The sequence below is a fragment of the Spirosoma litoris genome (assembly GCF_054776755.1).
In genome coordinates, this window is sequence record NZ_BAAHBI010000035.1 from 668,649 (window position 1) to 689,471 (window position 20,823).

The 20,823-nt window shown below is 46.7% G+C and carries 12 protein-coding genes; 10 read left to right on the top strand and 2 right to left on the bottom strand.

Annotation, left to right across the window (positions count from 1 at the left end; all coding sequences use genetic code 11):
• The first annotated feature begins 143 nt into the window (after positions 1 to 143).
• Entirely contained in the window at positions 144 to 1,469 is a 1,326-nt protein-coding gene (locus tag ACYVGR_RS22120; protein ID WP_460960730.1) for a UDP-N-acetylmuramoyl-tripeptide--D-alanyl-D-alanine ligase, read from the top strand.
• A gap of 49 nt (positions 1,470 to 1,518) precedes the next feature.
• Here ACYVGR_RS22120 and ACYVGR_RS22125 read toward each other — a convergent pair whose 3' ends face one another.
• The gene (locus ACYVGR_RS22125; RefSeq protein WP_460960732.1) at positions 1,519 to 4,050 is read right to left on the bottom strand and encodes a gliding motility-associated C-terminal domain-containing protein; all 2,532 of its coding nucleotides are present in this window, start codon (positions 4,048 to 4,050) and stop codon (positions 1,519 to 1,521) included.
• 956 nt (positions 4,051 to 5,006) lie between these two features.
• Between ACYVGR_RS22125 and ACYVGR_RS22130 the strand changes: the two genes are divergently transcribed.
• From ACYVGR_RS22130 to ACYVGR_RS22165, 8 genes are all read left to right on the top strand, one after another.
• Positions 5,007 to 5,630, top strand: a complete 624-nt coding sequence (locus tag ACYVGR_RS22130; RefSeq protein ID WP_460960734.1) for a hypothetical protein — start codon at positions 5,007 to 5,009, stop codon at positions 5,628 to 5,630.
• A 23-nt stretch (positions 5,631 to 5,653) separates the two neighbouring features.
• Positions 5,654 to 6,295, top strand: coding sequence for a GDSL-type esterase/lipase family protein (locus ACYVGR_RS22135; protein WP_460960737.1), 642 nt, complete (start codon positions 5,654 to 5,656; stop codon positions 6,293 to 6,295).
• 198 nt (positions 6,296 to 6,493) lie between these two features.
• Positions 6,494 to 7,075, top strand: a complete 582-nt coding sequence (locus ACYVGR_RS22140) for an RNA polymerase sigma-70 factor (protein WP_460960739.1) — start codon at positions 6,494 to 6,496, stop codon at positions 7,073 to 7,075.
• A gap of 53 nt (positions 7,076 to 7,128) precedes the next feature.
• Positions 7,129 to 8,181 (top strand): FecR family protein, encoded by a 1,053-nt coding sequence (locus ACYVGR_RS22145; protein WP_460960741.1) that lies wholly within the window; start codon positions 7,129 to 7,131, stop codon positions 8,179 to 8,181.
• Between the two features lie 29 nt (positions 8,182 to 8,210).
• Positions 8,211 to 11,777, top strand: a complete 3,567-nt coding sequence (locus tag ACYVGR_RS22150) for a TonB-dependent receptor (protein ID WP_460960743.1) — start codon at positions 8,211 to 8,213, stop codon at positions 11,775 to 11,777.
• 21 nt (positions 11,778 to 11,798) lie between these two features.
• On the top strand, positions 11,799 to 13,529 hold the full coding sequence (locus ACYVGR_RS22155) for a RagB/SusD family nutrient uptake outer membrane protein (RefSeq protein ID WP_460960745.1): 1,731 nt from the start codon (positions 11,799 to 11,801) through the stop codon (positions 13,527 to 13,529).
• 323 nt (positions 13,530 to 13,852) lie between these two features.
• A complete protein-coding gene (locus tag ACYVGR_RS22160; protein ID WP_460960747.1) occupies positions 13,853 to 15,079 on the top strand; it encodes a metallophosphoesterase family protein in 1,227 nt (408 codons plus the stop codon).
• A 40-nt stretch (positions 15,080 to 15,119) separates the two neighbouring features.
• Positions 15,120 to 15,917 (top strand): endonuclease/exonuclease/phosphatase family protein, encoded by a 798-nt coding sequence (locus ACYVGR_RS22165; RefSeq protein WP_460960749.1) that lies wholly within the window; start codon positions 15,120 to 15,122, stop codon positions 15,915 to 15,917.
• Between the two features lie 321 nt (positions 15,918 to 16,238).
• Here ACYVGR_RS22165 and ACYVGR_RS22170 read toward each other — a convergent pair whose 3' ends face one another.
• On the bottom strand, positions 16,239 to 17,234 hold the full coding sequence (locus ACYVGR_RS22170) for a 3-hydroxyacyl-CoA dehydrogenase family protein (protein ID WP_460960751.1): 996 nt from the start codon (positions 17,232 to 17,234) through the stop codon (positions 16,239 to 16,241).
• 399 nt (positions 17,235 to 17,633) lie between these two features.
• Here ACYVGR_RS22170 and ACYVGR_RS22175 point away from each other — a divergent pair, with 399 nt between their 5' ends.
• Positions 17,634 to 20,816 carry a SusC/RagA family TonB-linked outer membrane protein gene (locus tag ACYVGR_RS22175; protein WP_460960753.1) on the top strand — a complete coding sequence of 1,061 codons (3,183 nt, stop codon included), beginning with the start codon at positions 17,634 to 17,636 and terminating at the stop codon, positions 20,814 to 20,816.
• Positions 20,817 to 20,823 lie beyond the last annotated feature (7 nt).

Here is a 20,823-nt window from a genome sequence, read left to right on the forward strand (position 1 = left end):
TAATTTTGGGCATGTTTAACCGCTACGGCGGCCCGGCGCAAAGTGCGCAGAGGTTATGCAGAGGACGCACTGCAAAATTTTCGTTGCGCCTTCGCGGTTGGAGCGAAACCTGATTTGAAAACGAAGAAACTGGTCCGAATGTGATGGTAACAACTGAACAACTCTACCATAAATTTCTGGAATGCACCGGAGTGTCGACCGATACGCGCCGAATTACCCCTGATTGTCTGTTTGTTGCGCTCAAAGGTGACAAATTCGACGGGAACCAATTTGCCGAACAGGCACTGGCCCAGGGTGCCCGCTATGCGCTGGTCGATGACCCCGCCGTGGCAGAGCGGGATCAGGAGGGTTGTCTGCTGGTGGCCGATGGTCTAACCGCTTTGCAAGACCTGGCTCGCCATCATCGGCAAACGTTTAGCTTTCCAGTTATTGGCCTGACGGGGTCTAACGGGAAGACGACCACCAAAGAACTTATCGCAGCTGTTTTATCGAAAAAGTACCGAACCTACGCTACCGTTGGCAACCTGAATAATCACATTGGGGTGCCCTTGACGTTGCTCTCCTTAAATGAACAGTGCGAACTGGCTGTTGTGGAAATGGGAGCGAATCACCAGAAGGAAATAGAATTACTCTGCTCCATTGCCCAACCCACGCATGGTCTGATTACCAATGTTGGCAAAGCGCATCTGGAAGGTTTCGGTGGTATTGAGGGCGTTCGGAAAGGGAAAGGCGAGTTATATGATTACCTGATTCAGAACGGAAAAACGGTCTTTATCAATTCCCGTGATAAAACCTTAATGGCCATGTATCGCGAACGATTGAAAGATACTCGTTCCGAATCTACGGCAGCTGAAGCCATTTTCTATCCTGCAGCAGAGGCTGCTGACGAGCCAATCGAATTGCTACAGGAGTCGCCCGTCGTGATCTATCGTAATTTGACCGGACAGGAAGTGACAACACATTTGCCGGGTCGGTATAATTTCGAGAATATGCTGGCCGCTTTAGCAATTGGTGATTATTTCGGAGTGTCAGTTGAAGAAGCCAACCGCGCCATTGCCGATTATAACCCGACTAACAACCGTTCGCAGGTGATTACCAAAGGGACCAATACCGTATTGCTCGATGCCTATAACGCCAACCCAAGCTCAATGGCGGCTGCGATCCGCCAATTTGCGGCTACCCCGGCCAAGCGCAAAGTGGTCATTCTGGGCGATATGTATGAACTCGGTGAGGAAAGCGAAGCTGAACATGCGGCACTGGGCAAACTCATTGCCGACAGTAAGTTCGATCTGGTTATTCTGGCCGGGAAAGACATGCATTATGCACTGGGTTACTTGCCCAAAGCCTATTATTTCCCCGACAAATTTTCGTTGCACAACTGGATCATGGACAACCCCATGACCGACACGAGTTTTCTGATAAAAGGCTCTCGGGGCATGAGTTTAGAAACGGTATTGCCTTTTATTTGAAAGATAAGACGGTCTACCATGGCCTATATTCGATTCAATTGTTATAGATTCATTTCAAAATAAATACACTGCCTTGTAAAACTGCTTGCGATGGTGAAGGCTTAATTTGATAGATGTAAGCCCCTGTGGGTAATGGGCTATTTTTCCACGTTCCATCGAAAGGCTGTTTGTACTGTTTTGAGAAAAATATAATTTCTCCCCAACGGTTAAAAATAGTGACTTCGGCAAGTGGATAACTTTCAATACCACGTAGCTCCCAGTTTTCGTTCATGCCGTCGCCATTTGGTGAAAAAGCATCCGGAATCCATATACGCTCATAAACAGTAATGACAATATTATCAGTTGCTGAACATCCGAGATTATCCGTAACGGTCAAGGTGTAGCTACTGGTTTGTTCCGGTGTACAAGTTGGATCTGAACTAGCTGAGTTGCTCAAGCCCGTTGGGGGTGTCCATTGATACTGATAAGTCCCTTGGGAACCACTATGAAGTTGAATGGAGGAGCCGCGCCAAATTTCTACATCTGGTCCTAAATCGACTACAGGTGGAGACTGAATTAGTCCTAGTCGCTGTGTCGTACCATTTTGACAGGCAAACGAACTGTTGACCGTATATTTTAAAAGGTGTGTTCCAATGCCTGCTATACGTGGATCATACTGATTTCCAGTAACTCCTGGACCGCTAAACACTCCGTTGGCAGGGTAGCCTTGAAGGGTTATAGGAGAGTGATCTGAGCCGCAAAAAGCGGGTACCGAGTCCATACGCACATGGATTGTCGGTGTAATCATCAGTGAATAAGTTTGTGATTGTGCCTGACAACCATCAGTATCTACTATACTCACCTGATAAGTACCGGCCTGTTTTGCCGTTATAGTTTCTTTCCCCGACAGTGGTATATTGTCAAGTAGCCACTTGTATGAATAAATAACTGCATTGAGTGATGTTTGAGCAGTTAGCTGTAATGAATCTCCAGCGCAAATTTCGGTAACAGATCGAGCAGGAGAGATAACAACAGAGGGGGCAGATACTATAGCAACCTGTTGAGCTGTGCCTTGCTGACAGGATAAATCACTTTTTATAGTATAGGTAAGCGTATGATGACCTACTCCGGCTTTAATCGGTTCAAATTTGTCGTCTGATACACCTGGGCCAGCAAAGAAACCACCTGATGGGCTGCCTTTTAGTAGAATACTATTCCCTAAAAAGCCGCATTGCTTAGGAATGGAGTCTATGGTAACAGTTACACTGGGTACTACTGCTAATGTAAACGGCGGACTTGCCAGTTGGCAGGTTGTTGAATCTGTGACGGTAACTGTATACTGCCCTGCCTGATGAACAACAAGCATGTTGGTCGTGACACCAGATAGGGATGTACCATTGAACGACCATTGATAACGATAATTAAGTTGATAGGGGGTAGTAAGCACTAACGAATCACTGCTACAGATTGCCGTTGTCGACCGCTGTGGAGATATTGATGCAACAGGTAAAGCTGTTCTAGTCAGTTGGATTGTGTCAGAAAAAGACGTACATCCCTGATTCGTATCGCGTACAACTGCCCAATAGGGACCAGGCTGATTAGCTATAAGGGTAAACGTATTTTCGGGTAGAAGTTTTCCATTGAAATACCATTGATAAGTCAAACCAACACCCGATAAGGCTTCTAACTCTACTGACCCTGATGGCCCACAAATTCTTAAGGGATTTGGCGACTTTAGCTTAAAATGTTGTTTTGTTACGGTCAATTTTACCTCATTTGAGCGACGTGACTTTGAACACTGATTTTTGAGCGATGTAGTAAGCTGGTAAGTGCCACTTTCGGTTGCTGTTAGAACAGGAGAGGTAGCGCCTGGAATAGAACTACCGTCTTTTTTCCACTGATAAGCCCAATTGCTATTGGTAATGGCCTTCATCTCTACGCTTGCACCTTCGCAGATTTGAGCTGTTGTAGCAGGCTGATTATTTATTGTTATTGTTGGATCGGGAGGGGAGGTGGGAGGGCAATCTACTACAAGCAGTTGATAGTCGCGACGAACAAGCCCTATTTTCTGACCATTTCTGTATTCTTCTACTACTACCGTAAAAACAAATAAGCCTAGTTGCGTTGGTGTTACAGTTAGTTCTCCTGTCTGGCGATTAATTGTCAATGGAGGTGTACCCGGAATAGCCTTATCCGCGCTAAAACCCGAAATCCATTGGACGTCTAATCCATTTTGACTACCTACACTCACATTGGGATCTAGGCGGTCTAACGGCGTAGCGAACGAATAACGTAGCTCATCACCATCAGCATCTTTAGCATCAAAGGAAAACCAAAATGGATCGCCAACGCATAGGAATTCTCCATCAATCTGACCAAAAATGGGAGATGAATTGAGGAACACTTTCCCATTTTGAGATAAAGCCGGGAACTCTAAGTAAAAGGTCTGTCCCGTAAGTGACGGATTCTTAATATTGTCAATAATTCCATTTCTGCAGCAATACTGCCAGGTCATATAGTAGCCGCCAGGATCATTATAATCTGCTGGATTCCAATTGACAATGTCTTCATACCGGTAAAGGGAAGTTTTAATTTGCCGCAACGTTGCGCAAGTCTGATTGGTATAATTAACTGATTGGCGGGAAAGCCCAGGTATATAAAAACTGGTGATTTTTTTGTTGTCTGATTTTCGATAAACAAGTATTAGAACATCTGATGTAGGCGCTCCCCCTACGTCTTGATTTATATCATCAAAATACATGTTTAGGGCAATTCTATAACGACCTGGTACCTTGTCAAGATTGACCATCTCTAAATTGCCACCTACCACGTGCGATGCAAAGGACGGGTTACTTAGCAATGTGTATATCAAGATAAAGAATGAGCCTAATAGTATCGGAAGGGTTTTGTTGAGCGTAATTCTCATAAATAATAAGAAACTCGTGATTGTCTTCTGGTGTGTATTGGATCTAAGCTTAAAAGCCTCTTGGCTAATTTCACTGTAGAAATAATTGCTACTAAATAAGTTATTTGTGAAATTACAGAATCACTCAAATGTGTTTTTGTCTTTGGTTGTAATTAATACCAACTTCTACTATCACGACTACTTATACATATAGTTATCAGGGTTGTCAATAACATATACTAAGCTTACTGTCTATTATTTTTCTGATAAATTTTTGCTGTATAACTGGGTTATGGACAACCTCATGAGCGACAGGAGTTTTCTGATAAAAGGCTCTCATTGCATGAGTTTAGAGACTGTCCTGCCTTTTATTTGACATCTTTTTCAATTTATTCATATACGCCAAATTGTTTTAGTCGGCCTAACGATTTCTAAAGTTAGAAAGTAGCTGATCAGATCCCGCAATGTTTCCTAATAAATGCTGAATCATCTTTAAGATTCAAGCAAATTTTTCGGTGTGCGAAAAAAATACATGAATCTTTGGGGCATGAGTTTAGAGACTGTCCTGCCTTTTATCTGAATGGGCGAAATATGGAAAACATAACTTTCATTAATCTACATAAGGACAGGTAAATTTCCCATGCCGGTAGGTGATGAAGAACCTTATTATACTCTTAGTTGGTCTGAGTCTATGCACTGTCGCATGTAGATCAGCAGATTCCGCTGATCCTCTTACCAACGAGGATTATGCGATATATTCTACATATCTGGAGAGTTTCTTATTTTATAGAAATACTCCATCGGCCGAAACAATTATCCTTGAGGATTCAACTAAGAGTATAACAAACGAGATTCACCCTGAAACAACCTGGTTATGGATAGTAAGCAACTTAGGCGAGCGCTGCAAGTATCTAAAAGATACCGCAGCATGTCATAAGGCGAAACATCCGGCCTGGGCTTCGCTATTTGAAAACGTCAAGCAGTCGGCTCGTCATAGGCAGGATTTTTTGCAGCCATCGAAATTTAAGGTTCGTTATCCTATACAGCTACTATCCCAATTCCGTAAGCAGCTACCTAAAGTTCGGCGTGATAATGACTCATTGACTTATTATATCTTCGGACTGTCTAGAGTTGCTTACAATATTGATAAAACGAAAGCACTTTTTTTTGGTAGTTTTATTTGTGGTAGTACTTGTGGAAGGGGAGAGTTAATTATGCTGGAGAAGGTTGATGATACCTGGGTATTAATTGATAGGTTTAGATTTTGGATTGCATAACCTACATAAAGTTTACTAACTCAATGGTGAGATTATTCTTTTTGCTCTTAGTTCCACTCTGTTCGATAGGACAGAGTACACCCTTCGAGGATGAGATTCGGGCGTTTGAAAAAACGGATCAAACTACCCCGCCACCGCACAATCCAATTGTTTTTACGGGTAGCTCCTCTATTCGACTCTGGGAGAATCTGGCCGACTATTTTCCCAAAAAGACGATTCTTCAACGGGGATTCGGAGGCTCTCAGTTAAACGAAGTCTTGCAATACGCTGACCGAATTATTGTGCCCTATCATCCGAAGCAGGTCGTTTTGTATGCGGGTGAAAATGACATTGCTACGGGTAAACTAACTGGTCAGCAGACCTTCGAACGGTTTGTGGCCTTGTTTGTGCATGTTCGCCAGAAATTGCCGAATGTGCTGTTTACGTTTATTTCGATAAAACCCAGCCCATCGCGCCGGAAGTTTTTCCCGGAAAACGACATTGCCAATCAGCTTATTAAAGACTATCTGGCGAAACGAAAGAACACTCAGTTTGTGGACATTCGCCCAGTGATGCTGACAAAAGCGGGCCAGCCTGTCCCTGAATTATTCAAACCCGATAGCCTGCACATGCTGCCCGAAGGGTATCAGCGGTGGGCCAAGGTCCTGGGGCCGTATTTGAAGTAATGAATCTGTGGTGGGGTGCCGAGTTTGTAGTCGTAAGCCAGAGCTGATGACCTGTGGCTTTTCCTAATCAATGAGTTGTTCAGTGGGTGATATTGGTAATCGCTCCGGGCGAAGTGTGTAATTTAAGCGGGTGATAATTCACAAAAACTTAACGTACGTCTGGCTGTTTAGTGCGCCGTCAATGCCAATTTTGTGGCTATGTCTGAGCAAACGCTGAATGACGACGAACTAGTCGCTTTGCTTCGTTATGACAACGAAGAGGCATTCCAAACGCTGTATAAACGCCATTGGTACGACTTTTTTGTCCTGGCCAATCGTAAACTCCGCGATGAAGATGTTGCTGCCGATATTGCCCAGGATTTGTTTCTCCGGCTCTGGCAAAACCGCAAAACACTCCTGATCAGTAACCTGACGGCTTACCTGACCACTTCGCTTAAAAACCTTATTATTGACCACGTTCGCACGCAATTACACGGCGAACAGTATGCCAGCCACTTTGTGTATACCTCGTCTGTTGGTACACTCGACACGGCTAATACGGTTCAGTTTAGTGAACTCACTGAATCGCTCAATCAGGCTTTGTTACAATTACCCGACAAAACGCGCGAAGTATTTATTCTGAACCGCTTTGAGCAACTGCCTATTCGCGAAATTGCCCTGCGGCTTGGCCTCTCCGAGAAAGCAATTGAATATCATCTTTCCCGCTCGCTTACCTTCCTTCGTGCAAACCTGCACGACTATGCCACAGCCGTTGTGCTGACAGTCCTGTTCGGTCGTTAACAAAAGCTTAACATAAAAGGCTTAGGGAATTTTTCAAGTTGCCCGTCTCTCTTATGAAGGCGGCTGCAAAAAAGGGCTTGCCATTGACTGACAAAATGGACCCCCAACAACTCCGGGCCTTATTGACCAAGTACCAAAACGGTGAAGCATCCGATAGCGAACGAACACAGGTGGAAGCCTGGTACGACGCGCTGGACGCTGAAGCCGAATTGACTCGATCTGCTTCCGATAAGCGCGCGTTTATCGAACATTACTGGCAGCAGTTAGCCGAACAGATCAGACCGTCGACTAACGTTAGGGCGATGCCGATAGGCCTCTATCGTCTGGCTGCTGCGGCTGTTCTGGTGTTGGGGATTGGACTGAGTTGGTATTTTCTGATGAACCCTGGGCGCGAAACAGATTCAGGACGCCTGACTGCGCAGACAGGCAAACTGGAGCTGGTACGTAAAACAAACGAGTCTGATCAGCCAATTCGGGTAGCCTTGTCGGATGGTAGTGTCATTACCCTAAAGCCAGGTAGTCAGGTACAGTATCCGTCAATGTTTACGGGCAATCGGCGGGAGGTTCAGTTGAATGGGGAGGCATTTTTTGAAGTCACTAAAAATCCAGAACAGCCCTTTCTGGTGTATGCCAATGGGCTGGTCACGAAGGTACTGGGAACCAGTTTTACCATTGTCGCTAAAGCAGATAAGCCCACCGCCGAGGTAGTGGTCCGGACGGGACGGGTGGCTGTTTATCAACAAACGGACAACCAGGCTGCTGCGTCTGATATGGTGCTGAAACCCAACGAAAAAGCTACGTACTTTCTGGCCGACAAGCGAATCGTAAAATCGCTGGCCGACCATCCGGTAGTTCTACGGCCAGAGGCTATCAAAACGCATTTTGTATTCGACGATACGCCCGTTGCCAGGGTGTTTCGGGAGTTGGACGATGTGTATGGGATACATATCTCCTTCGACGAGCAGGCACTCGTCAATTGCACGCTAACGGCCAATCTGGCTAATCAACCATTATCAGCCCAGTTGGATATGATTTGCCTATCCATCGGCGCTACCTACCAAACCAAAGGTACCCAAATCCAGGTCAGCAGTCGGGGCTGTCCTTAAACCGAGAACTACTCAATCAATTACACTTTATGAAATGTTTACTTTCGCTAGTGTTCAGCATCCTGCTGAATGCTAGTCTAGTCCAGGCTGTGCCCATTTCAGCACCAGACCTGATGAGCCGACCCGTTTCCATTACAGTAGAAAGCGAAACGGTACGAACTGTATTACAGCAACTTGAAAAGGCTGTCGATGTTCGCTTTGTGTACAGCCCCCGAGTAATTGGGGCCGATAAACGAATCTCGATCAGTGCGCGCAATGAACGTTTAGCCAGTGTGCTCCAGCGGTTATTCACCTCGTTAGATGTAGCCTGGGAAGTAGTTAACGGACAGATTATTCTGAAAAAAGGCAATGCGCAAACAAGTCTGCTGTCTGTTCCCATTTTTCGGATCAATGTTCCTGTTGTGTTTGAACAGCCCAGGCGACTCCTGTCCGGCCAGGTCAACGATTTTGCCAGCAACCAGCCATTGCCGGGTGTGAGCATTGTGGTAAAAGGAACCACAAGAGGAACCACAACCGATGCGGATGGTCGGTTTTCGCTTAGCATTCCCGATTTTGGCGACGAGCTAACCCTTTCCTTCTCGTTCATTGGCTATGAAACGCTGGAGGTACCGGTGAAGAATAACCAGACAAATTTGAAGGTGGCCCTCAAGGAAACACACAACTCGTTGAGTGAAGTAGTAGTGGTGGGCTATGGCACGCAAAAGAAGGTGAATCTGACCGGAGCGGTTTCGCAGGTTTTAGCTAAAGAGCTGGAAAACAGACCGCTGAACAATATGTCCCAGATTCTTCAGGGCATGGTGCCTAACCTGAACATTACGTTCAGTACGGGTCAGCCAGGGCAGGGCGGTAACCTGAACGTTCGGGGAGAAACGTCTATCAATGGAGGAGGGCCGTTGGTGCTGATCGATGGGATTCCGGGCGATATCAACCGAATCAACCCCGCCGATGTGGAGTCGGTATCGGTATTGAAAGATGCCGCTGCCTCGGCTATTTATGGCGCACGGGGTGCCTTTGGGGTTATTCTGGTAACAACCAAAACAGCCAAGAACGGCAAAACAACCATCTCGTATAGTACCAACTATGGCTGGTCGGCGCCAACGGTTAGTACCAAATTCCTGACTAATGGCTACGAGTATGTGCGGATGAACGACGAAGCGTTTACCAGAGCTACCGGCAACAGCTACACCCGTTATTCTGAAGAAGATTATAAAGAACTGGAAGCCCGCCGGTACGATAAAGTTGAAAATCCGGCTCGTCCCTGGACGGTGGTTAAAAATGTGAATGGCAAAGACATCTATAACTATTACGGCAATTATGACTGGTGGAATACGCTCTTCAATACAACCGAACCATCCAAACAGCATAACATCAATTTATCGGGCGGAACAGATAAGGTGAATTACTTCCTGTCGGGGTCAATTTTTGAGAAGGACGGGATCATGAAAATCAATACCGATAAATTCACGTCGTACACCCTTCGCAGCAAGATTAATGCACAGTTGACGCCTTGGCTCAAAGTGGGTAGTAACATCCAGTACTTCGATTCGAGATATACCTATCCAGGTCTGGAAGGCGGTGCCAATGCCAATTTCGTGGCCATTACAGTACATGCCTTGCCAGCCTACGCACCTACGAACCCAGATGGTACGGCTACCTATAACACGCTGAAAAATAACTATTCCATCGGCGATGGTTTATTCGCGAACCTGTTGAAAGGCGTAGCTGGTGGCGAAAAGAAGGTTCACGAACTGACCGCCATCAACTCGGTTACCATCGACTTTACCAAGAACTGGAATCTGGTGGGTAACTACTCCTATTCCTTTTATATCGCCGATGACTGGTACCGGTCTGCCGTAGCGCAATACTCAATTCAGCCGGGAATCCTGGCCACGGTACCCAATTACAATACCGATCAGTACCGCAAGACCATGTGGTTTGACCCTGCAAACGTCACGAACCTGTATTCTTCGTATAACCAGACATTTGGAAAACACTATGTTGGAGCCACGGCGGGGGTAAACTACGAATCCAGAAAACACCAGCGCTTGTTTGGTGCTCGAAAAAATCTGCTCTCAGAAAGTCTCAATGATTTGGATCTGGGCACCGGCGAACAACTTTCGGCTGGAGATTCCTATCAGTACTCGCTGTTCGGGGCATTCTACCGCCTGAATTATGATTACGTTGGCAAGTACCTTCTGGAAGTGAATGGCCGTTACGATGGAACATCCCGCTTTGGTCAGGGCCGACGCTATGGCTTCTTTCCATCGGTTTCGGCAGGATGGCGGCTTAGCGAAGAAAGCTTCTTTGAACCGCTGAAACAGGTAGTCGATAACCTGAAAATCAGAGCTTCCTATGGTACGTTGGGCAACCAGTTACCGTCTAATACCAACTCGGCGAGCTTTTATCCATACATACCCATCATGCCAACGGCTCAATCGAGTTGGATAAATAATGGGCAAAAGCTTACGTATGTCAATAACCCCAACCCAATTTCGCCCGATCTTACCTGGGAAAAGGCCACGACGTCCAATCTTGGTCTGGATGCGGGTTTGTTGAAAAACCGACTGAATATGTCGCTGGATGCCTATATCCGCAATACAACCGGAATGCTGGTTCCAGGTCAGGTGCTGCCTGCAGTGTATGGTGCTACGGTGCCCACGCAAAATGCCGGGGATTTGCAAACCAAGGGTTTCGAACTATCCATCGGATGGCGCGATCAGGTTAAAGTGGGGGGTAAAGCATTGGCCTATAATGCCTCCTTTATTCTTTCCGATTCTAAATCGACGATTACCCGGTATGATAACCCAAACAAAATCCTGTCGAGCCGCTACGAAGGCCAGACAATTGGCGATATCTGGGGCTATTCGATTGACGGATACTTCAAAACCAACGAAGAAGCGCAAGCCTACACTGTTGATCAAACCATTGTTAATAAGCAACGACTGAGCGCACCCGGCGACTGGAGCAAATTGCAGGCGGGTGATCTTAAGTTTATCGATATTGATGGCAATGGTAAAATAGATCAGGGGGCTAACACGCTGGCTAATCATGGCGATTTGAAAGTGATTGGTAACGACCGGGCTCGCTATCGCTATGGCATAAACCTGGGTGCTACTTGGAACGGGATAGACCTGTCAATACTGGCGCAGGGTATTCTACGGAAGAACTGGTACCCCGGTAACAATGCCGATAAATTCTGGGGGCCTTATTCCCGTCCGTATTACTCTTTTATTCCTGAGAATTTCGAAGCCGATGTCTGGACGCCCACCAATACCGATGCGTATTTCCCGGTTCTGAGAGGCTATACCGCCCTGAATGGGGGAGGAGATTTGAACGCAGCCAATGACCGATACATTCAGAATGTGGGTTACCTCCGGTTGAAAAACGTGGTGATTGGCTACACCTTTCCCGAGCAGCTTACCAAGAAAATCTGGATACCACGAGCCCGTATTTATGTGAGTGGCGAAAATCTGCTGACATACACACCACTCCGCTCCAAATACATTGATCCTGAGCAATTGGATGGTGATGCCACCAACGGCAGAACATACCCCTTGTCGAAAACCATTTCTGCTGGCCTGAACATCACGTTCTAAACCGATTTACTCCATAGTTAGATGAAAAAATTAATTAGTCTCATAGCCGTAGCCATTGGTCTGGCTGCCTGCGATCTGAACCTGGTTCCTCAGGATGCGATTTCGCCTGAAACTTTTTTCAAGACCGAAAACGACCTTTTGCTATACACCAATTCGTTTTACAATGCCCTACCATCTGCCGAGGATGTGTATAATGAGGATGTTGACAATGTGGTGAAGAATAGCCTTCGCGACGAATTGCAGGGAACACGAGTTGTGCCAACCAGTGGGGGAGGCTGGAGCTGGACTACCTTACGAAATATCAATTACTTTCTGGCTAATTCTGCCAAATGCCCGGATACCAAGGCGGTAGCCAAATACAATGGATTGGCCCGTTTCTTCCGAGCCTATTTTTATTTTGGCATGGTCAAGCGATTTGGCGATGTTCCCTGGTATTCCCGCGCCATTGAGGTGTCGGATCAGGAGATGCTGACGAAAGCACGTGACCCGCGCACTATGGTGATGGACTCGGTGATGGCCGATATCAATTATGCCATTGCCAACCTTGATGGCTCCCGGCAGGTGAACAGCATTACCAAATGGACCGCCCTTGCCCTGAAATCCAGAATGGCTTTATACGAAGGCACCTTCCGGAAGTACCACCCTGAATTCAACCTCCCCGGTGCTGATAAATTTCTGGATGAATGCGTTTCGGCATCGGAGAATCTAATGACAAACAGTGGCTATACGATCTACAAAGCTACACCAGCTACAGCCTATGGCAAGCTGTTTTCGTCCGATAATGCCATCCCAGATGAGGTTATTCTGGCGCGGGATTTCAGTGATGAATTACAGGTTTATCATAATCTGAATTACTACACGATGACCGCATCGTACGGGAAACCGGGCCTGGAGAAGAAGCTGGTGAACAGCTACTTAATGGCCGATGGGTCGCGTTTTACGGATATCAAAGGGTACGAAACCATGCAGTTTTATGACGAAGTACAAAACCGGGACCCTCGTTTGTCGCAAACCATCCGAACACCGGGCTACACCCGAATTGGCGAAAGTACCCCGTTGACTCCGGAATTTGGGGCTACGGTTACAGGCTATCAGCTGATCAAGTTCGTTTCGGCACCGAAGTGGGATACTTACAGTAAGGATATTACCGATATGCCCATTTTTCGGTACGCCGAGGTGCTCTTGAATTTTGCCGAAGCCAAAGCCGAGCGAGGTACCTTAACCCAGGCCGATCTGGACCGATCAACCAAACTAACCCGCGATCGGGTCGGCATGCCAAATATCAACCTGACGATTGCCAATGCGAATCCAGACCCCTATCAGGCGCAGCAGTATACCCAGTTAAGTGGAAGTAACACGGGGGTAATTCTGGAAATTCGACGGGAAAGACGTATTGAGCTGGTGATGGAAAATTTCTTCCGCTGGGATGATCTCATTCGCTGGAAGGAAGGACAATTGCTTACCAAAACCTTCAAGGGGATGTATTTTCCGGGGCCTGGGAGCTATGATCTGGATAAAAATGGAAAAATTGATCTGGTCATCTATGAGGGCACCAAGCCGACAGTTGCTGGCGCTCAACTCCTCAAGTTAGGCAGCGAAATATTGCTGGAAAATGGCAGTAAAGGCGGCAATATTGTCGTGAATGGACATATTACCAAGAAATTTAACGAAGCGCGGGATTACCTGTATCCCATTCCGACACAGGAGCTTTTGCTGAATCCCAACCTGACTCAGAATCCGAACTGGGAGTAATTAATTTTAACGGAACTAATTCCTTCGACTAATATAAATTCAGTATTCGTCATGGCCCGTATTGGTTTTGATTAATTAATCGAGCAAAATCCCGTAGGGATCAAACAGCGCAGCGTCGGTAGGAAATGGGTTTTCTGAGTTATCTATCGTGCCGTAGGTACGCGACGGGTCGCGTACCTACGGCACGCCGGAAAAAGTGCACTGCTTTTATCTACCGACGCTACGCTGTTGAGCCCTTCACAGGGTAGAAAAAAGCTTGATTATTTTGTGAAAACCAATACGGGCCATTTCGAATACTGAACTTCCTTAACTACTTCATGACAATGATTTCGGATAGACGATTATTCCTTGAAAAAATGTCGCAGCTTGGGGCACTGAGTCTGCTTCCTATTGCCCCGGTTTTAGCCAATGACGCAGCTGTTGCCCCAGCGGAAGAGAAAAATCATTTCGTGGCTGGTCCTTATCTTCAAAACATGGGTACGCATGACGTGACAATCATGTGGATTACGCACAAAAACTGCTTTAGCTGGGTCGAATATGGAGCCGGAACGTATACTAGCAAGCGGGAATTTGGGTATGTCAACGGATTGATTGAGGCTAATAATCGTATCAATAAAATTACACTCTCTAATCTCAATCCGGGTACCGAGCATAAATACAAGATCGTTTCGACCGAAGTTCTGGGTTACAAAGGCTCGAAGGTTGAGTTTGGCGAAACCATTAGCAGCCCCATGTACGGCTTTAAAACACCGGCCGAAAATGAAGAAGAATTCAAGATGGTGGTGTTCAACGATATTCACGATCGACCACAGATTATTCCGCAACTGCTTTACCGACACGGCTATACGGGCAACAAACGAGATTATGATTTCGTGGTGTTTAACGGCGACTGCTTTGATTGGGTTACCGAAGAAAGTCAGATCGTCGATCATCTGATTAAACCGTCGGTCGATATTTTTGCCGCTGAAATGCCTTTCATTTTGACCCAGGGAAACCATGAATGTCGGGGGAGTTTTTCCCGGCACATTCCGGCCTATTTTGCATATCCTGAAGACAAGTATTACTATGCGTTTACCCATGGGCCGGTCCGGTTTGTTGTGCTGGATTCGGGCGAAGATAAAGGCGATGATAGTGTTGAATATGGTGGATTGTCGGCCTTTGATCGGTACCGGGAAACGCAGAAAAAGTGGCTGGAAAAGGAAATTGAGAGTCCTGAGTTTAAAAAAGCGCCCTTCCGAATCGTTCTAATTCACATTTCGCCCTACCATTCTGGCGACTGGCATGGCCCTATGCATGGCCGCGAAGTGTTCGGACCGCTGTTGAACAAAGCCAAAATCGATCTTCAGATTTCGGGGCATACCCACCGTTATGGCACGCATGATCCTGATGCGCTGCATAACTATCCCATCGTAATTGGTGGCGGTCCGCTGGAAGGGAATCGAACGTTAATAAAGCTCCATGCTACCCCAAAAGAGCTGACGCTAAAAATGATTCGTGATGATGGCGAAGTAGTAGGGAAATATGTCATTCCCAAAAAAGCAAAGGCGTAATCGTAGCAAAGACACAAACTTATTGCATAACCCCCTTCATATGAGAACAGTTATTGGCTTGCTCTTTACCTTCCTTTCACTGGCAACGTATGCTGGCGAAGGCCCTTTTGTCCAGAAGCTGAAAAAGCTTAAGGTGATGACTTATAACATTCACCACTGCAATCCGCCATCGGCCGGGACCAAAATTGAGGTAGAGGCTATTGCCCGCGTGATCACTAATGAAAAGCCAGATTTTGTTGCCCTCCAGGAAGTCGATGTGAATACGGAACGTTCGGGGAAAGGATTACACCAGGCAAAAGAACTAGCCCGATTAACGGGAATGCACTACTTTTTTTCGAAAGCCATCGACCATCAGGGCGGTGATTATGGCGTAGCCGTTCTATCCAGATTTCCGATAATCGACTCAACACGATTGACTCTGCCTATCGACCCCGCAATTGGTGGAGAAACCAGAACGATAGCCGCCATAACTGCAGAAGTAGCCAAGGGGGAAAAGGTCATCTTTGCCAGTACGCACCTCGATTTAAAAGAGCCTAATCGACTCTCCCAGTCAGAGTTAATCATAAACCTGTTTAAAGAGTCTACGCTTCCCGTAATTCTGGCGGGCGATTTTAATGCGCAACCCGACAGTAAAGTCATTGGTCTGCTGGACCAGCATTTTACCCGAAGCTGTCTGGATTGCAAGCCCACAATTCCAGTTAAAGAGCCCAATCGTGTTATTGATTTTATCATGTTCAAACCGGGGAGCACGTTTAAAAGCCTGTCAACCCGAGTAATTGATGAGCAGTATGCTTCAGATCATCTGCCCGTAGTGGCTGAGCTTGGCATAACGTACTAGATGGGATTACGGACCGGGATCGGATCTTATTTTATCCGTAAAAACGCTTCCCGATTACTGTCACCGTTCCAATCACCAACATGATCTTTTTTCGACAGGATTAACAGGATTATTTACTGGGAAGCTGTTTAAACTTTTCCTTTTATAGAAGAATCTGGGCTGTTTTTGTCATCCCGACGCCAGGAGGGATCTTCGGTAAATAACCAGTTGCCGAAGATCCCTCCTGGCGTCGGGATGACAAAAAACGATTCAAATTCAATAGCAATAAGAAAGTTTAAACAGCTTCTGGAATAAAAAATTATGAAAATCCTGTCAAAAAAACTAGTCATCAGCGTCGCGAGCTAGCTTCTTTTTCACGACATCGACCGGGTATTTGAGCGCCAGCCGACGAATATCGTAGCTGAATTCTTCGTAGGTTTCTTTCCAAAGCTTGGCTTCTTCGGGTGTGTAGTCATAAAAGCCCTGCGCGTTTAAAACCCCTTTACCGCCTGCCTGTACAATATCGTCGATCAGCTTGGGGACTTCTGTCTGATTGCTCAGCGTCGGAAACAAATCCTTCATAACCGTGTGGTAAGCAGGCACGCCCGTCAGGTCCATCCATCGGAAAACGCCCACGAGAGTCATCCAATAGCCGGCATTATTTCGGCAGGCCCGATCGACATCTTCAACCGTCGCATAGCCGTTTTCGACCAGATTAAAGGCCTCCCGATACATCGCGTACATTAGGCGATTGGTGATAAATCCTCGAATATCCTTCCGAACCAACGTCGGCTCTTTCCCCCATAAGTGCGACAACTCATAGAGCCATTCGGCCGTTAGAATATCGGTCAGGTCTCCACAAATAATTTCCAGAAATCGAGTTGTATGTGAGGGTTCTGCCCAATGCAAACCCACAAACCGCGCAGGAAGTCGGACCTCGCGCTGAAGCAGGCTAATCGGAATAGCTGACGTATTGCTGGTAATAAGGGCATTCTCGGCAACAACGGCTTCGATTTTCTCATAGACCGATCGTTTAATCGCGACGTTTTCGAGCGTACACTCCATCACGACTTTGCTGTCTTTGAGAAGGCTATAATCCTCTGTAATAGTTAGTTGTTGAAGATATGATTCCGGGTTTTGTGTGAACAGCCCTTCCTGATAAGCTTTTGCCAGATGTTCCCGAATGCGCGGCTCAGCGGTTTCCATATCGACTGGAAGCGGAGCAACCGCCACAACCGGATGTCCGGCTATCAAGAGGCATGTTACGATACTACAACCCATCAGTCCCAGTCCGACTACACCTACGGGTATTTTTTCTGGATTCATTGACTGGTTCATGGTAGAAATTAGTGTAATGTGAATGACAAATGAAAATTGGAGAAACTTCCTGGATTTACAGATAAGTGTTTTACTTATGCCACGAGTATTCAATAACTATGGATGACCACGTCGAAGACACTAGGTTACTTTAGATAAGTTCATAGGGCGATTTATGTCCCTGCAAATAAAATTATTTATTGATTTTATTGTGATATGAAAATATTGATTTGAGTAATTACCTATTTTACCTATGGGTATTTTATACCGTCTTTTCTACATTAAAAGTACATTAATTTTAAATTTTTTTAAGAACTATCAGGCTTTTACTTAGAATATTCAATAGAATTCTGAGTTTTAATGTAAAGTCAAAATAATATTTTTTAAGATTACTATTTCATTCTAACCTATTCTATCATTATGTTAAAAAATGTACTTTGTTGCATTTTGCTGCTATTTGCCATAACTGGGCCACTTTGGGCGCAGGACAGGCAACTATCTGGCGTATTACGCGACGAGCAGGGCCAGACCGTGTCTGGGGCAAACGTGGTTATTAAAGGAACCTCACGAGGGACAACGACGGATGCCGCTGGTGAATTTAAGCTGACGCTTCCTGCTGGAAATGTAGTCTTAACCATTTCATCGGTAGGATTTGTGGCGAAAGATGTAGCTGTAGCGCCGGGGCAATCCCAGCTTACTGTTTCACTGGCAACCGATGATCGTCTACTTGGCGAAGTAGTGGTAACCGCATTAGGTATCAAACGGGAAGCGAAAGCGCTGAGCTATGCAACTCAGGCTATAAAACCCGCTCAGATCAATGAGGTGCGGGATGGTAACGTACTGAACACGTTACAAGGGAAAATTGCTGGGGCCTATATCACGCAAGGCTCAGGTGGACCCGGTACTGGATCGCGGATTGTGTTGCGTGGTAACCGTTCTATTCAGGGGACAAACAATGCCCTGATGGTTGTGGATGGTGTCCCGATCAACAATAGCACATTCGGACAGGCAACCAGCGATTTCGGTAGCGTTGCGAACTCCGATGGGGCATCGAACATCAACCCTGATGATATTGAGAATGTAACCGTACTGCGTGGTGCGTCGGCGGCTGCGTTGTATGGTAGTCAGGCCGCTAACGGTGTAATCCTGATTACAACGAAACGTGGTAAATCGGGTCGGGTGTCGGTCGATGTCAACTCGGGCGTTTCAATTGATAAGCCGTTTGCCTTGCCAATGGTACAAAACCAGTATGGTCAGGGTGTTGGCGGAAAGCTGGACCCTACCGTTGGTGCTAGCTGGGGAGCAGCTATGACGGGTCAGTCGTATACAAACTATCTGGGCAAAACGGATACCTATTCAGCGCAACCGAACAACATTCGTGATTTCTTCCGCACGGCGGTAAGCTGGAATAATTCGATTGGTATTACGGGCGGTTCGGAGAAATCGCAGACGTATTTATCGTATACCAACAACGCGTTACAGGGAACGGTACCAGGCAATGACCTCATGCGCCATACGATCAACCTGCGTTTGTCGAACCAGATCAGCTCGAAATTATCGACCGATGCGAAGGTGACCTACATCAATCAGTCGGTGATCAACAAGCCGCGGACGGGTGAAGAAAACGCACCGGTAATTGATCTTTATCAGATTCCACGTAACGTGAGTCTGTCAACAGCGCAGAATTATGCTGCACCGAATGCCTATAATGTGCTGACCCCAACGGCCTGGCCATCAACGCTGAACTCTATCTACCAGAATCCGTATTGGATGACCAATCAGACGGCCATCAATCAATATCGGGATCGGATTATCGGGTTCGTTCTGGCGAAATATCAACTAACGGATTTCCTGAGTGTTCAGGGCCGGGCTAACCTCGATAAGTACTTCGATAAAAACGAAGAAAGCTATGCGCAGGGAACGATTTTATGGGCCAATCAGGCGGGTGGTAAGTTCTCACGGAACAACATCGTGAATACCCAAAGCTGGTACGATTTGTTGATTGAAGGGAAAAACAATCTTGGTAAAGATCTGACGATCGACTATCAGGCGGGTGCCATCATTCAGGATATCCGGTACCAATCGGCCAATGCCATAGCGGACGGCCTGAACGTACCTAACAAATTTAACCTTGCTTTTGGTACGAACCTGAGCACAACGGATGATTTTACGCGTGTACAAACGCAATCGTTGTTTGGTCAGGCATCGCTGGCCTGGCGGGATGCTATTTTCGTGAACGCCAGTCTACGGAATGACTGGTCGTCTACTTTGCCTAAGCCATATTCGTTCCAGTACCCATCGGTTGGTGCTTCGGTTGTTCTGTCGGATCTGCTGAAACTGTCGGGACCGCTTTCGTTCCTGAAAATCAACGGTTCTTTTGCTCAGGTAGGAAACGCAGCTGATCCATATCTGCTAAATCAGTTCTATTCCTACTCGCAAGGAGCCGGGTCTGGTTTTATTAGTCGCGATGGTACGCTGGCGATTGGAAATCTGAAGCCTGAGATTACGAAAAGCGTAGAAATCGGCGTTGATGCCCGATTCTTCAGCAATCGACTGGGAGCAACCGTTACGGCTTACAAAACGAACTCGATCAACCAGTTGCTGAAATTAGGTCTGGCACCAGCGTCGGGCTTTAAAGATCAGTACATCAATGCAGGCGACATCCGCAACATGGGTCTCGAAGTGGTGATCAACGGAACGGCCATCAAAACGGATCGTTTCTCGTGGGATCTGACCCTAAACATGGGCCTGAACCGCAACAAAATCATTAGCCTGTCGCCCGATATTAAAACGGCGTTCCTGTCAGGCGGTTACGGTCGGTCAGCATCGCCAATCGTTGCCGAAGGCGGTTCTTACGGTGATATCGTGTCGTATCGTTGGGCGAAAGACCCAGCCACAGGCCAGTACCTAATCGGCTCTCAATCGAGTAGCTCTACTGTCTCAGAAGCATCTGTTTCATCGACGGGCTTACCGGTTGCCACGAAAGATCAGGAATTGATCGGGAATTTTAACCCGAAAATGCAATTAGGCTTCACCAACACATTCACCTATAAAGGCTTCTCACTCCGCTTCCTGGTCGATGGTCGGTTTGGAGGTATAGCGGTATCGGGTACAGAAATGAACCTGGCGTTCAGCGGTATTCCTGAAGTAACGGCGCAGAATCGGGGCGGTGGCTGGGTATTGCCGGGTGTAACGGCTGGCGTGGCTGGTGCTGATGGCGTAACGATGATTGGCGCTGGGAAAACGAATTCGACGGCCATTACGGCTGAGCAATTCTGGCAAACGGTATCGGGCAAGCGCTACGGCTGGGGCGAATTCTTCGCTTATGACGCGACCAACGTTCGTCTGCGCGAAGTGTCGCTTGGCTACGGTATTCCCGTTCCATCGAACTTCTTCATCAAGTCGGCTCGTCTGTCGTTTGTGGCCCGCAACTTATTCTGGTTTTATCGGGGTAGTTCCCTGCTGGACATCCCCGGCCTTGGTAAACGGAAAATGTGGTTCGATCCAGACATGAACCTCACCAATGGTAACTTCCAGGGTGTTGAATACGGTACACTGCCGTCGAACCGGAGCATCGGTCTGAATCTTAAACTTTCTTTTTAATTCGAAA